Source organism: Enterobacter sp. MGH 38 (assembly GCF_000492855.1).
Taxonomy (GTDB): domain Bacteria; phylum Pseudomonadota; class Gammaproteobacteria; order Enterobacterales; family Enterobacteriaceae; genus Enterobacter; species Enterobacter hormaechei_C.
Map to the genome: position 1 here is coordinate 1,601,834 of NZ_KI535608.1, position 13,771 is coordinate 1,615,604.

At 57.5% G+C, this 13,771-nt stretch carries 14 protein-coding genes and 1 other annotated feature; of the genes, 10 read left to right on the top strand and 4 right to left on the bottom strand.

Annotated features, from left to right (window positions below; translation table 11 throughout):
- Positions 1-33 precede the first annotated feature (33 nt).
- A complete protein-coding gene (sohB, locus tag L384_RS03890) occupies positions 34-1,080 on the bottom strand; it encodes a protease SohB (RefSeq protein WP_023324797.1) in 1,047 nt (348 codons plus the stop codon).
- A gap of 252 nt (positions 1,081-1,332) precedes the next feature.
- Between sohB and L384_RS03885 the strand changes: the two genes are divergently transcribed.
- Positions 1,333-2,094, top strand: a complete 762-nt coding sequence (locus L384_RS03885) for a YciK family oxidoreductase (protein WP_017384219.1) — start codon at positions 1,333-1,335, stop codon at positions 2,092-2,094.
- The gene (gene cobO / locus L384_RS03880) at positions 2,091-2,681 is read left to right on the top strand and encodes a cob(I)yrinic acid a,c-diamide adenosyltransferase (RefSeq protein WP_023314251.1); all 591 of its coding nucleotides are present in this window, start codon (positions 2,091-2,093) and stop codon (positions 2,679-2,681) included. Before L384_RS03885 ends, cobO begins: the two co-directional genes overlap by 4 nt.
- Positions 2,682-2,717: 36 nt before the next feature.
- On the opposite strand, the gene rluB is transcribed toward cobO, so the two are convergent.
- The 3 genes from rluB to rnm all read right to left on the bottom strand — a co-directional run bounded on the left by rluB (position 2,718) and on the right by rnm (position 5,201).
- The gene (gene rluB, locus L384_RS03875; protein ID WP_023324798.1) at positions 2,718-3,593 is read right to left on the bottom strand and encodes a 23S rRNA pseudouridine(2605) synthase RluB; all 876 of its coding nucleotides are present in this window, start codon (positions 3,591-3,593) and stop codon (positions 2,718-2,720) included.
- Positions 3,594-3,690: 97 nt separating this feature from the next.
- Complete coding sequence (locus tag L384_RS03870; RefSeq protein WP_003856793.1) at positions 3,691-4,311, bottom strand: L-threonylcarbamoyladenylate synthase; 621 nt, start codon at positions 4,309-4,311, stop codon at positions 3,691-3,693.
- Positions 4,308-5,201, bottom strand: a complete 894-nt coding sequence (gene rnm, locus L384_RS03865; protein ID WP_023314252.1) for an RNase RNM — start codon at positions 5,199-5,201, stop codon at positions 4,308-4,310. Before rnm ends, L384_RS03870 begins: the two co-directional genes overlap by 4 nt.
- A gap of 127 nt (positions 5,202-5,328) precedes the next feature.
- On the opposite strand from rnm, the gene trpL reads away from it, so the two are divergent.
- From trpL to yedF, 8 genes are all read left to right on the top strand, one after another.
- A complete protein-coding gene (gene trpL / locus L384_RS22550; protein ID WP_071524153.1) occupies positions 5,329-5,373 on the top strand; it encodes a trp operon leader peptide in 45 nt (14 codons plus the stop codon).
- Positions 5,350-5,444 (top strand) — a sequence feature (Trp leader region). Its footprint overlaps the gene before it by 24 nt.
- Before the next feature lie 23 nt (positions 5,445-5,467).
- On the top strand, positions 5,468-7,030 hold the full coding sequence (locus tag L384_RS03860) for an anthranilate synthase component 1 (RefSeq protein ID WP_023324799.1): 1,563 nt from the start codon (positions 5,468-5,470) through the stop codon (positions 7,028-7,030).
- Positions 7,030-8,625 carry a bifunctional anthranilate synthase glutamate amidotransferase component TrpG/anthranilate phosphoribosyltransferase TrpD gene (trpD, locus tag L384_RS03855; RefSeq protein WP_003856782.1) on the top strand — a complete coding sequence of 532 codons (1,596 nt, stop codon included), beginning with the start codon at positions 7,030-7,032 and terminating at the stop codon, positions 8,623-8,625. Before L384_RS03860 ends, trpD begins: the two co-directional genes overlap by 1 nt.
- A gap of 3 nt (positions 8,626-8,628) precedes the next feature.
- Entirely contained in the window at positions 8,629-9,987 is a 1,359-nt protein-coding gene (gene trpCF / locus L384_RS03850; RefSeq protein ID WP_003856781.1) for a bifunctional indole-3-glycerol-phosphate synthase TrpC/phosphoribosylanthranilate isomerase TrpF, read from the top strand.
- A gap of 10 nt (positions 9,988-9,997) precedes the next feature.
- Positions 9,998-11,191, top strand: coding sequence for a tryptophan synthase subunit beta (trpB, locus tag L384_RS03845; protein ID WP_003856780.1), 1,194 nt, complete (start codon positions 9,998-10,000; stop codon positions 11,189-11,191).
- Complete coding sequence (gene trpA / locus L384_RS03840) at positions 11,191-12,000, top strand: tryptophan synthase subunit alpha (RefSeq protein WP_023324800.1); 810 nt, start codon at positions 11,191-11,193, stop codon at positions 11,998-12,000. Before trpB ends, trpA begins: the two co-directional genes overlap by 1 nt.
- Positions 12,001-12,174: 174 nt before the next feature.
- Complete coding sequence (gene yedE / locus L384_RS03835) at positions 12,175-13,386, top strand: selenium metabolism membrane protein YedE/FdhT (RefSeq protein WP_023324801.1); 1,212 nt, start codon at positions 12,175-12,177, stop codon at positions 13,384-13,386.
- Positions 13,383-13,616, top strand: a complete 234-nt coding sequence (gene yedF / locus L384_RS03830) for a sulfurtransferase-like selenium metabolism protein YedF (RefSeq protein ID WP_003856774.1) — start codon at positions 13,383-13,385, stop codon at positions 13,614-13,616. The genes yedE and yedF overlap by 4 nt, the downstream gene beginning before the upstream one ends.
- Positions 13,617-13,771 lie beyond the last annotated feature (155 nt).

The following is a 13,771-nucleotide window of genomic DNA, read 5'->3' on the forward strand; positions in this document are numbered from 1 at the left end:
TAAAAACGCGAGGCATCTGCCTCGCGTTTTTCTTTACAGCAGCGGCTTTTGTCCGCGCTGCAACCAGCGTAGCAGCAGGCGATCCGCGCTTTCTGCCGCGCTATTGGTAAAACGGTCGAGCAGGCGCTTACGTCGGGTGAAGCGCACCCCCACCAGCTCACGGCCGTCCATCAGGTTGAGCAGGAGGTCGTCGCTGGTACCCACTTCATCCACCAGCCCTTTCTCCTGCGCCTGCGTGCCGTACCAGTGTTCGCCCGTAGCCACCTGCTCAATGTCCAGCGTTGGGCGCATGCGGTGCACGAAATCTTTGAACAGATGGTGGGTTTCGTTCAGATCTTCCCGGAACTTCTGCCGTCCCTCTTCGGTATTTTCGCCGAGCAGCGTCAGCGTACGTTTGTACTGGCCCGCCGTATGCAGTTCAATGTCGATATCTTTATTTTTCAGGAAACGATTGAAGTTAGGGATCTGCGCGACTACCCCAATCGAGCCGATAATAGAGAACGGTGCCGCGACGATTTTATCCGCCACGCACGCCATCATATAGCCGCCACTCGCCGCGACCTTATCTACCGCCACGGTGAGCGGTATCTGTTTATCCCGCAGACGTTGTAACTGCGAAGCCGCCAGTCCATACCCATGCACTACGCCACCCGGGCTTTCAAGGCGTACCACCACCTGATCCTGGGCTGTCGCCACGGCCAGCACCGCCGTCACTTCTTCACGCAGTGAGGAGACTTCATGCGCATCCATGCTACCTTTAAAATCGAGCACATAGACGCGCGGTTTTGCGTCAGCCTGTGGCGTGGCGAGTTTAGCTTTCGCCTTCGCAGCTTTGGCGTCCTGCTTATGTTTTTTCTTCTGGGCTTTTAGCCACAGCTTCTGTTGATGATCGTCAAGCAGCGCCAGAGACATCTCCTCCTGCATCTCTTTATACTGTTCGCTCAGGCGGGTAATGCGTAACTCACCACGCTGACGCTTACGCTGCGTCAGGTTGACTATCAGGACGGCAATCACCGCGACAGCTATAACCACCGTCGCGATTTTGGCCAAAAACAACCCATACTGAGAAAGTAATTCCACGCGTTCCACCTTGATTTAACCACGAATCTTTCACGCCAGTGTACAACAGCCCTGCGCAGGCGTCTCGCTCTGGACATTACCTCTGCGAGGCGGCTTCAGGAATCCCCCGTTTCTGGTTTAAATCTTTGCAAATTGTTAATTTCCCAGCGATCTGTCCTGTAGACTGATTGAATTCTGACGCTGTTTCGGGCATAAAGCCGAAAAGTCATAAATAAAGGTGCAAGTCACGCCCAATGCGCCTGAGGAGCCACCGTGCATTATCAGCCACAAAAAAACCTTCTACAGAACCGCATCATTCTGGTTACCGGTGCCAGCGACGGGATTGGTCGCGAAGCGGCGCTGACCTATTCTGAATACGGTGCGAGCCTTATTCTGCTGGGACGTAATGAAGAAAAGCTCAAGGCCGTCGCCCGTGAAATCGAAAACGCCGGCGGTACCCCCACGCCCTGGTATACGCTCGATCTGCTGACCTGTACGCCAGCGTCATGTCAGGCCCTTGCCCAGCGTATCAGCACGCATTATCCGCGTCTGGATGGCGTACTGCACAACGCGGGGTTACTGGGCGAAGTGCGCCCGATGGATGAACAGGATCCGGAGATTTGGCAGCAGGTGATGCAGGTTAACGTCAACGGGACGTTTTTTCTGACCCAGGCCTTGCTTCCTTTATTACTCAACTCCGATTCCGGCTCGCTGGTCTTTACCTCCTCCAGCGTGGGGCGTCAGGGGCGTGCGAACTGGGGGGCTTACGCCGTCTCAAAATTTGCCACCGAAGGAATGATGCAGGTGCTGGCCGAAGAGTACCAAAGCCGCCACCTGCGGGTTAACTGTATTAACCCGGGCGGTACGCGCACCAAAATGCGTGCCAGCGCCTTCCCGACAGAAGATCCGCAAAAGCTTAAAACCCCGGCCGATATTATGCCTCTTTACCTGTGGCTGATGGGTGACGACAGCCGTCGTAAAACCGGAATGACATTCGATGCCCAGCCAGGCCGCAAACCGGGGATATCGCAATGAGTGAAGATCGGCATCAGCAGCGCCAGCAGCGTCTGAAAGAACAGGTTGATGCACGCGTGGCGGCCGCTCAGGACGAGCGCGGGATCCTCATCGTGTTCACCGGCAACGGTAAAGGAAAAACCACCGCCGCATTTGGTACCGCCACCCGCGCAGTCGGACATGGGCAGAAAGTGGGCGTGATCCAGTTTATCAAGGGTGAATGGCCCAACGGCGAGCGTAATCTGCTCGAGCCGCATGGCGTTGAGTTTCAGGTGATGGCGACCGGTTTTACCTGGGATACCCAGAACCGGGAAACCGATACCGCAGCCTGCCTCGCCGTCTGGGAGCATGCCAAAAGAATGCTTTCAGACCCGTCGCTGAACATGGTGTTGCTGGATGAGATCACCTATATGGTGGCTTATGACTACCTGCCTCTGGAGGCCGTGCTGGCTGCCCTGAAAAACCGCCCAGCGCATCAGACGGTTATCGTCACGGGGCGCGGGTGTCATCGGGATATTCTGGAGCTGGCCGATACCGTCAGCGAGCTGCGTCCGGTTAAGCATGCGTTCGATGCGGGTATCAAAGCGCAAATGGGGATTGATTACTGAAGAAAAAAAGCCCGGTATATTCACCGGGCTTTTCGATTAACCGTTGTTATTACGGCTGCCAGAGCGGCGATTGCTGCTACCCTGGCTGTGACGCTTCACCGCACGGCGGATCTGATTCGCCTTCATGCGACGACGATCTTTCTCTACCGCCACTTTCGACGTGGTTTCTGGCGTCAGGCCAACCAGATCGCGCAGGTAGTTGGTTTGCGTCAGATCCAGCTCGGTATAGCCGCCACGTGGCAGGCCTTTCGGCAGCAGAATGTCGCCATAGCGGACGCGAATCAAACGGCTCACCTGGACACCGACCGCTTCCCACAGACGACGCACCTCGCGGTTACGTCCCTCTGTCAGGGTAACGTTGTACCACTGGTTAATGCCTTCACCACCGGTAAACTTGATGGTTTTGAACGCCGCTGGGCCGTCCTCCAGTTGAACGCCACGCGACAGGTCGCGCAGTTTGTTCTCATCAACCTGGCCGAAAACACGAACGGCGTATTCACGTTCCACTTCACGACTCGGGTGCATCAGACGATTTGCCAGTTCACCATCGGTGGTGAACAGCAGCAGGCCGCAGGTGTTCACGTCCAGACGTCCTACGGCAATCCAGCGGGCGCCACGCAGTTTTGGCAGACGGTCAAACACCGTCGGGCGACCTTCCGGATCGTTGCGGGTACACAGTTCGCCTTCCGGCTTGTAGTAAGCCAGCACGCGGCAGATCTGTTCAGCAGACTCTTTCACGGAGATAAGATGGCCGTCAATGCGGATCTTCAGCCCCGGTACGATTTCAACGCGGTCACCGAGCGTGGCGATTTTACCGTCCACACTCACGCGGCCTGCTTCAATAATGGCTTCGATTTCACGGCGCGAACCGTGGCCGGCACGCGCCAGCACTTTCTGTAACTTCTCGCTCATTGAGCTTCCTCAGGTGTCGCCTTCACAGGCGTCGAATCAGGTCAAAAACAGGGCGGCGCCCTGCTTTGATGGCCGCGTAGTATATCTGCTTACACCCTTACAAGAAAGGCTTAACATCGCCCACGCCTTCACGAATGACTTCTGGCGCGTCTTCGGTGAGATCCACCACGGTGGTCGGCTGCTGGCCAAGATAGCCGCCATGGATAATCAGCTCCACCACCTTCTCCAGACGATCTTTGATCTCTTCCGGGTCGGACTCGGTAAACTCACTGCCCGGCAGCATCAGCGATGTGGAGAGCATCGGCTCGCCGAGGGTTTCCAGCAGCGCCTGGGCAATCGGGTTCGACGGCACGCGCATGCCGATGGTTTTACGTTTTTCCTGCAACAGACGACGCGGCACCTCTTTTGTCCCTTTCAGAATGAAGGTGTAGTTACCGGGCGTGTTGTTCTTAATCAGGCGAAAGGCCACGTTATCAACATAAGCGTAGGTCGACAGTTCAGAGAGATCGCGACACATCAGGGTAAAGTTGTGGCCGTCCGGCAGCTGGCGGATGCGACAGATGCGCTCCATCGCCCCTTTGTCCTCAATTTTACAGCCCAGCGCGTAGCCAGAATCGGTTGGGTAGACAATAACGCCGCCTTTGCGGACGATCTCCACGGCCTGATTAATCAGACGTGGCTGGGGGTTATCCGGATGGATATAGAAAAACTGACTCATACTTCCCTCTCTTCAATTTGCTGTGGCTGTTCCCAGAGCTGCCAGACAGGCTCAACGCCCGCGGGTAACCAGAGCTTGCGCCCCAGTTCAATCCACGCGCAGGGCTGATGGAAATCTGAACCCTGTGAGCCAAGCAGGCCAAACTGACGGGCGTAGGTCGCGAGCTGCGAACGTTCATTGGGTGCCTGCTGACACTGGGCAACTTCCATCGCCTCACCGCCGCATTCGGCAAAGTGTGCCAGCAGTCTTTTCAGCCATTTAGCAGAAAGATTATACCGCCCCGGATGGGCCAGCACGGCCTTACCGCCAGAATGATGAATCACATCAATAGCTTGTTTTATTGTACACCACTGTGGGGGAACGTATCCGGTTTTCCCGCGCGCCAGATACTTTTTAAAGACATTCGCCATGGTCGTCGCCTTACCAGCGTCCACCAGAAAACGGGCGAAATGGCCGCGCGTCACCGCCCCACCGTTCGCCAGCTTTCGCGCGCCTTCCAGCGCACCGGGAATATGCGCTTTTTCCAGACGTTCGCCAATCATCTCCGCGCGTTGATTGCGGCGTGTTTTTTGTTCTTGCAAAAAAGCACGCATGGCCGGATGTTCTGTATCGATGTTCAGGCCAACGATATGAATTTCGTGGTTTTCCCAGACCGTCGAGATCTCAACCCCGGCCACCAGATCCAGCGCCAGTCCGCTGCGGACAATCTCGGCGCGCGCGGCGGGAATGCCGTCAGTGGTATCGTGATCGGTTATTGCCAGCGTGCCGACACGCATTTCAACGGCGCGATGGACCAGAGCTTCGGGTGTCAGCAGGCCATCTGAAGCCTGCGTATGGCTGTGTAAATCATAAATTACGGCGTAGGTGGTATCGCTCAAAGCACTTCCCATAACAGGTTGGAGACATCCGAAGCCCCTATGATACCGACTAACCGTGAAATACTGAAATCAGGGGTTGACAACACGCCATCGAACTAGTTAACTAGTACGCAAGTTCACACGAGAAAGGTATCTGAAAATGACAGCACATTTCGCTCTGCACGGTTGGTGGCGTACTTCCTGATCTTCGGGCAGTGTCACGCGTCTGCGATAAGCAAACAGATACCCAGCCCGCTACCCAGCGGGCTTTTTTTTGAACAGAATATGAGAACAACAACATGCAAACAGCCAAACCCCACCTCGAACTGCTGACCTGCGAGGCGGCCTATCGCCATAACCCTACCGCGCTGTTTCATCAGGTGTGCGGTGCACGTCCTGCGACGCTGCTGCTGGAATCTGCTGATATCGACAGCAAGGACGATCTCAAAAGCCTGCTGCTGGTTGACAGCGCGCTGCGCATTACCGCAGCGGGTGATACTGTCACTATTAAGGCGTTATCTGAGAATGGCGCGTCGCTGCTGCCGCTGCTGGATGCGGCTCTGCCTTCAGGTATTGAAAATGAGCGTCATCCGGACCTGAGAATTCTGCATTTCCCACCGGTAAGCCAGCTGCTGGATGAGGATGCCCGCCTCTGCTCGCTCTCCGTTTTTGACGCCTTCCGTCTGCTGCAAAATTTGGTGGCCGTACCGGAAGATGAGCGCGAAGCAATGTTCTTTGGCGGGCTGTTTGCTTACGACCTGGTTGCTGGCTTTGAAGATTTACCCCAAACCGAGCAGGGTAACCGCTGCCCGGACTACTGCTTCTACCTGGCCGAAACCCTGCTGGTGATCGACCATCAGAGAAAATACACCCGCATCCAGGCCAGCCTGTACACGCCGTCTGCGTCTGAGAAAAATCGCCTCGCGCAGCGCATCGCCCAACTGCAACAGCAGATGTCGGAAGCACCGCCCGCACTCCCGGTGCAGCGTGTTGAAAAGATGACCTGCGAGGTGAGTCAGACCGACGATCAGTACGGCGCGGTGGTGCGTCAGATGCAAAAAGCGATTCGTGCCGGGGAGATATTCCAGGTGGTGCCGTCCCGTCGCTTCTCACTGCCCTGCCCGTCGCCGCTGGCGGCTTACGATGTGCTTAAAAAGAGCAACCCAAGCCCTTACATGTTCTTTATGCAGGACAATGATTTCACCCTGTTTGGCGCGTCGCCGGAAAGCTCCCTCAAGTACGACGCCACCAGCCGCCAGATTGAGATCTACCCGATAGCGGGAACCCGCCCACGCGGCCGTCGTGCCGATGGCTCCCTGGACCGCGATCTCGACAGCCGCATTGAACTGGAAATGCGTACCGACCATAAGGAGCTCTCCGAACACCTGATGCTGGTTGACCTGGCGCGTAACGATCTGGCACGCATTTGCACGCCTGGCAGCCGCTACGTGGCGGACCTGACCAAAGTCGACCGCTACTCCTTCGTCATGCACCTGGTCTCCCGCGTGGTGGGTGAGCTGCGCCACGACCTCGACGTCCTGCACGCCTACCGCGCCTGCATGAACATGGGCACGTTGAGCGGCGCGCCGAAAGTCCGCGCTATGCAGCTGATCGCCGAAGCGGAAGGACGCCGTCGCGGCAGCTACGGTGGTGCCGTGGGCTATTTCACCGCTCACGGTGACCTCGATACCTGCATCGTGATCCGCTCCGCCTACGTTGAGGACGGCATTGCCACCGTCCAGGCCGGGGCCGGAACTGTGCTGGATTCTGTTCCGCAGTCGGAAGCCGACGAAACCCGCAGTAAAGCGCGCGCGGTACTGCGCGCCATTGCTACCGCACACCATGCACAGGAGATTTTCTGATGGCTGACATTCTGCTGCTCGATAATATCGACTCCTTTACCTACAACCTGGCAGATCAGCTGCGTGCGAATGGTCACAATGTCGTTATCTATCGCAACCACGTTCCGGCCCAGACGCTGATTGACCGTCTGGCGACCATGCAAAACCCGGTGCTGATGCTCTCCCCGGGCCCAGGCGCACCGAGCGAAGCAGGCTGTATGCCTGAGCTGTTGACCCGTATGCGCGGCAAGCTGCCGATTATCGGCATCTGCCTTGGCCATCAGGCGATTGTCGAAGCCTACGGCGGTTACGTGGGTCAGGCGGGGGAGATCCTGCATGGCAAAGCGTCAAGTATTGAACATGACGGTCAGGCGATGTTTGCCGGGCTGCCGAACCCGCTTCCGGTAGCGCGTTACCACTCGCTGGTTGGCAGCAACATTCCGGCCGGGCTGACCATTAACGCCTCGTTTGAAGGGATGGTGATGGCGGTGCGTCATGATGCGGATCGCGTCTGCGGGATGCAGTTCCACCCGGAATCTATCCTGACGTCCAACGGCGCGCGCCTGCTGGAGCAAACGCTCGACTGGGCGCTGCAAAAGCTGGAGCAGACCAACACCCTGCAACCGATTCTGGAAAAACTGTATCAGGCTCAGACCCTGAGCCAGCAGGAGAGCCACCAGCTGTTCTCCGCCGTCGTGCGCGGCGAGCTGAAGCCTGAGCAGCTGGCCGCTGCGCTGGTGAGCATGAAAGTGCGCGGCGAAAGCCCGCAGGAGATCGCCGGTGCCGCAACCGCGCTGCTGGAAAATGCCGCCCCGTTCCCGCGCCCGGACTACCCGTTTGCCGATATTGTCGGGACCGGTGGCGACGGCAGTAACAGTATCAATATTTCCACCGCCAGCGCCTTTGTGGCCGCGGCATGCGGTCTGAAAGTGGCGAAACACGGCAACCGCAGCGTGTCCAGCCGTTCAGGATCGTCCGACCTGCTGGCAGCTTTCGGTATCAACCTGGACATGAACGCCGAGCGTTCCCGTGAAGCGCTGGATGACCTGGGCGTCTGTTTCCTGTTTGCGCCGAAGTATCACACCGGTTTCCGCCACGCGATGCCGGTTCGCCAGCAGCTTAAAACCCGCACGCTGTTTAACGTGCTCGGTCCACTCATTAACCCGGCGCACCCGCCGCTGGCGCTGATTGGCGTTTACAGCCCGGAGCTGGTCCTGCCGATTGCGGAGACGCTGCGCGTCCTCGGTTACCAACGCGCCGCCGTGGTACACAGCGGCGGGATGGATGAAGTTTCCCTGCATGCGCCCACGCTGGTGGCGGAACTGAATCACGGCGAAGTGCTGAACTATCAGCTTGAGGCCGCTGACTTCGGGTTGACCCCGTACCATCAGGACGCCCTGGCGGGCGGCACGCCGGAAGAAAACCGTGACATTCTCACGCGCTTATTACAAGGTAAAGGTGAGGCCGCCCATGAGGCCGCCGTGGCGGCCAACGTAGCCATGCTGATGCGTTTACATGGCGAGGAAGATCTGAAAGCCAACGCCCAAAAAGTTCTGGCCGTACTGCGCTCCGGTGCAGCTTACGATCGCGTTACCGCACTTGCGGCAAGAGGGTAAATAATGCAGACCGTTTTAGCGAAAATCGTCGCCGATAAGGCCATCTGGGTGGAAGCCCGCAAGCAACAGCAGCCGCTCGCCAGTTTTCAGAATGACGTCGTTCCGAGCAGCCGTCGTTTTTATGATGCGCTTCAGGGCGCGCGTACCGCGTTTATTCTGGAGTGTAAAAAAGCGTCTCCGTCCAAAGGCGTGATCCGTGACGATTTCGACCCGGCGCGTATTGCCGGTATCTACAAGCATCATGCGTCTGCCATTTCTGTGCTGACGGATGAGAAATATTTTCAGGGCAGCTTCGATTTTCTGCCCGTAGTCAGCGGCATCGCGCCGCAGCCGATTCTGTGCAAAGACTTTATTATCGACCCGTATCAGATCTGGCTGGCGCGCTTTTACCAGGCCGATGCCTGCCTGCTGATGCTCTCCGTGCTGGATGACGAGCAGTATCGCCAGCTCTCCGCCGTCGCGCACAGCCTAAATATGGGCGTGCTGACCGAAGTGAGCAACGAAGAGGAGCTGGAGCGCGCCATCGCGCTGGAAGCAAAAGTGGTCGGCATTAACAACCGCGACCTGCGCGACCTGTCGATTGACCTCAACCGTACGCGCCAGCTTGCGCCGCGTCTGGGCGCGGGCGTCACGGTGATCAGCGAATCCGGGATAAACAGCTACGCTCAGGTGCGCGAACTCAGCCACTTTGCCAACGGTTTCCTGATCGGCTCCGCGATGATGGAGCACGACGATCTTAATGCGGCCGTGCGCCGCGTGCTGTTGGGTGAGAACAAAGTCTGCGGCCTGACCCGTGAACAGGATGCGCAGGCCGCATATGAAGCGGGCGCAATCTATGGTGGTCTGATCTTTGTTGAGTCCTCTCCTCGCGCCGTTAATGAGGAACAGGCGCGCAAGGTGATGGCGGCTGCGCCACTGAACTACGTGGGCGTGTTCCGCGATGCGGATATTAACGACGTTGCGGCTAAAGCGGACGCGTTATCCCTGAGCGCGGTTCAGCTGCATGGCGATGAAGATCAGGCGTACATCGATGCTCTGCGACATGCTCTGGCGCCTCAGGTTCAGATCTGGAAAGCGCAAAGCGTTGGCGCCACCCTGCCCGCGCGTAACCTGAAGCATGTTGATAAATACGTGCTCGACAACGGCCAGGGCGGCACGGGGCAGCGTTTCGACTGGTCACTGCTGCGTGGCGAAGTGCTGGACAATGTCCTGCTGGCGGGGGGATTAAGCCCCGATAACTGTGTGGAAGCGGCCAAAACCGGCTGCGCCGGCCTCGATTTCAATTCAGGCGTAGAGTCCCAACCGGGCATTAAAGACGCCAGCAAGCTGGCATCGGTATTTAAAACTCTGCGTGCATATTAAGGAAGAGAAGATGACGACATTACTTAACCCGTATTTTGGTGAGTTCGGTGGGATGTATGTCCCACAAATCCTGATGCCCGCGCTGCGCCAGCTGGAAGAAGCGTTCGTGAGCGCACAGAAAGATCCGGCGTTTCAGGCGGAGTTCACTGACCTGCTGAAAAACTACGCCGGTCGTCCGACGGCGCTGACAAAGTGCCGCAACCTGACCGAAGGCACTAAAACTACTCTGTATCTTAAGCGTGAAGATTTGCTGCACGGTGGCGCGCATAAAACTAACCAGGTGCTGGGCCAGGCGCTGCTCGCGAAGCGGATGGGTAAAACCGAAATCATCGCCGAAACCGGCGCGGGGCAGCACGGTGTGGCCTCAGCGCTCGCCAGCGCCCTGCTCGGCCTGAAATGCCGCATTTACATGGGGGCGAAGGACGTTGAGCGCCAGTCGCCAAACGTGTTCCGTATGCGTCTGATGGGGGCGGAAGTGATCCCGGTGCACAGCGGTTCTGCCACGCTGAAAGATGCCTGTAATGAAGCGCTGCGCGACTGGTCTGGCAGCTACGAAACCGCCCACTACATGCTCGGTACCGCCGCGGGCCCGCACCCGTTCCCGACCATCGTGCGTGAATTCCAGCGCATGATCGGCGAAGAGACTAAAGCGCAGATCCTCGAAAAAGAGGGTCGCCTGCCGGATGCGGTGATCGCCTGCGTTGGCGGCGGATCTAACGCCATCGGCATGTTTGCCGATTTTATCGACGAAACCAGCGTTGGGCTGATTGGCGTTGAGCCTGCCGGCCACGGCATTGAAACGGGCGAGCATGGTGCGCCGCTGAAGCATGGCCGCGTGGGGATCTACTTCGGCATGAAGGCCCCGATGATGCAGACCGATGAAGGGCAGATTGAGGAGTCTTACTCGATCTCTGCCGGGCTGGATTTCCCGTCCGTAGGGCCGCAGCACGCGTTCCTGAACAGCACCGGCCGCGCGGATTATGTCTCCATCACCGATGACGAAGCGCTGGAGGCCTTCAAAACGCTGTGCCGCAATGAAGGGATCATCCCGGCGCTGGAGTCTTCCCACGCGCTGGCGCACGCGCTGAAAATGATGAAGGAAAACCCGGAAAAGGAGCAGCTGCTGGTGGTAAACCTTTCCGGTCGCGGTGACAAAGATATCTTCACCGTTCACGATATTCTGAAAGCACGAGGGGAAATCTGATGGAACGCTACGACAACGCATTTGCACAACTGAAAGCCCGCCAGGAAGGCGCGTTCGTTCCCTTCGTGACGCTGGGCGACCCCGGCCCGGAGCAGTCGCTGAAGATTATCGACACCCTGATTGATGCCGGTGCCGACGCGCTGGAGCTCGGTATTCCGTTCTCCGATCCGCTGGCGGATGGCCCGACCATTCAGAACGCAACGCTACGCGCGTTTGCCGCGGGCGTGACGCCGGGCCAGTGCTTTGAAATGCTGGGGGCGATCCGTCAGAAGCACCCGACCATTCCGATCGGCCTGCTGATGTACGCCAACCTGGTGTTCAGCCGCGGTATTGATGCGTTTTACGCAGAGTGCGCCCGCGTGGGCGTTGACTCCGTGCTGGTGGCTGACGTGCCCGTTGAAGAGTCTGCGCCATTCCGTCAGGCGGCAATGCGCCACAACGTCGCGCCGATTTTCATCTGTCCACCGAATGCCGATGACGATCTGTTGCGCCAGATTGCCTCTTACGGACGAGGTTACACCTACCTGCTCTCCCGTGCGGGCGTCACCGGTGCGGAAAACAAAGCCGCGCTGCCGCTGCATCATCTGGTGGAGAAGCTTGCAGAATACCATGCTGCACCGCCGCTTCAGGGCTTTGGCATTTCCTCACCGGATCAGGTTACTGCGGCGATTGACGCGAAAGCCGCCGGGGCCATTTCGGGTTCGGCTATCGTGAAAATTATCGAGAAGAACGTGGATAAGCCACAGCAGATGCTGGCTGAATTACACGCATTCGTCACATCCATGAAAGCGGCCACGCGCAAGGCGTAACCGTTAACACCGTCTGGCCCCGGCGTCAGGCGGTTTTCCCTCATCTCTTCCTGAAAGAAGCAGGTCAAAATTGATCCTGTCGATATTTTCGGTGTGAATGACTTTCCAAACTTTCGCGTAAGCGTATGATCTGGGCTCTTTTTAGCGTTACCCTTCTGAGTTCAGAGGTTATTCATGTCATGGTATTCCTTCAAACAGACTTACCTGGTTAAGTTCTGGTCACCTGTTCCGGCCGTTATCGCGGCAGGCATTCTCTCTACCTATTATTTCGGTATTACCGGCACCTTCTGGGCTGTTACGGGCGAGTTTACCCGCTGGGGTGGGCAGCTATTACAGCTGGCAGGCGTCCATGCCGAAGAGTGGGGCTACTTCAAACTGATCCATCTTGAGGGCACACCGCTGACCCGCATCGACGGGATGATGATCATTGGCATGTTCGGCGGCTGTTTTGCGGCCGCGCTGTGGGCCAACAACGTTAAGTTGCGCATGCCGAAAAGCCGCATCCGCATTATGCAGGCCGTGGTCGGCGGCATCATTGCCGGGTTTGGCGCTCGTCTGGCGATGGGCTGTAATCTGGCTGCGTTCTTTACCGGCATTCCGCAGTTCTCGCTGCATGCCTGGTTCTTTGCCGTCGCCACCGCCATCGGCTCCTACTTCGGTGCTAAATTCACCCTGCTGCCGCTGTTCCGCATTCCGGTGAAAATGACGAAAGTTAGCGCTGCCTCTCCGTTAACGCAAAAACCCGATCAGGCGCGTCGTCGTTTCCGCCTCGGTATGCTGGTCTTTTTTGCTATGGTTGCCTGGGCGATTTGCACGGCAATGAATCAGCCCAAACTCGGTCTGGCCATGCTGTTCGGCGTCGGCTTTGGTCTGCTGATTGAACGCGCGCAGATCTGCTTTACCTCCGCGTTTCGCGATATGTGGATCACCGGACGCACCATGATGGCGAAGGCGATCATTGCCGGCATGGCCGTGAGCGCAATTGGCATCTTCAGCTATGTTCAGCTCGGCGTGGAGCCAAAAATTATGTGGGCGGGCCCAAATGCCGTCATTGGCGGGCTGCTGTTTGGCTTTGGCATTGTGCTGGCGGGCGGGTGTGAAACCGGCTGGATGTATCGCGCTGTGGAAGGCCAGGTGCATTACTGGTGGGTGGGTCTGGGTAACGTGATTGGCTCTACCCTTCTGGCCTGCTATTGGGATGACGTCTCTCCGGTACTGGCAACAAACTGGGAAAAGGTCAACCTGCTGAATACCTTTGGTCCACTCGGGGGGCTCCTGGTGACCTATGCCCTACTGCTCATCGCCTTCATACTGGTTGTTGCACAAGAGAAGCGCTTCTTCCGACGCGCCACCGCCAAAACTGAAACTCAGGAGAATGCCGCATGAAAGAGATCGTGCCTGATTATCGTCTCGATATGGTGGGTGAACCTTGCCCTTACCCGGCCGTCGCCACGCTTGAAGCGCTACCGCAGCTAAAGAAAGGTGAAATTCTGGAAGTGGTGAGCGATTGCCCCCAGTCGATCAATAACATTCCGCTTGATGCCAAAAATCACGGCTATACCGTGCTGGATATCCAGCAGGACGGACCAACCATTCGTTATTTAATTCAGAAGTGATTTCACGATCGAAAAAGGCCTCTCAGAGGCCTTTTCTAGTTTACTGGCTTTGGCCACCGTCGTCGTCTGAGCTTCGGCAGGCATGAATGAATGGTGAGACGTGTTCCGCAAACGGAACAGATAGCACCGTGAGGTAGGCTATGTGCTGGGCTGAA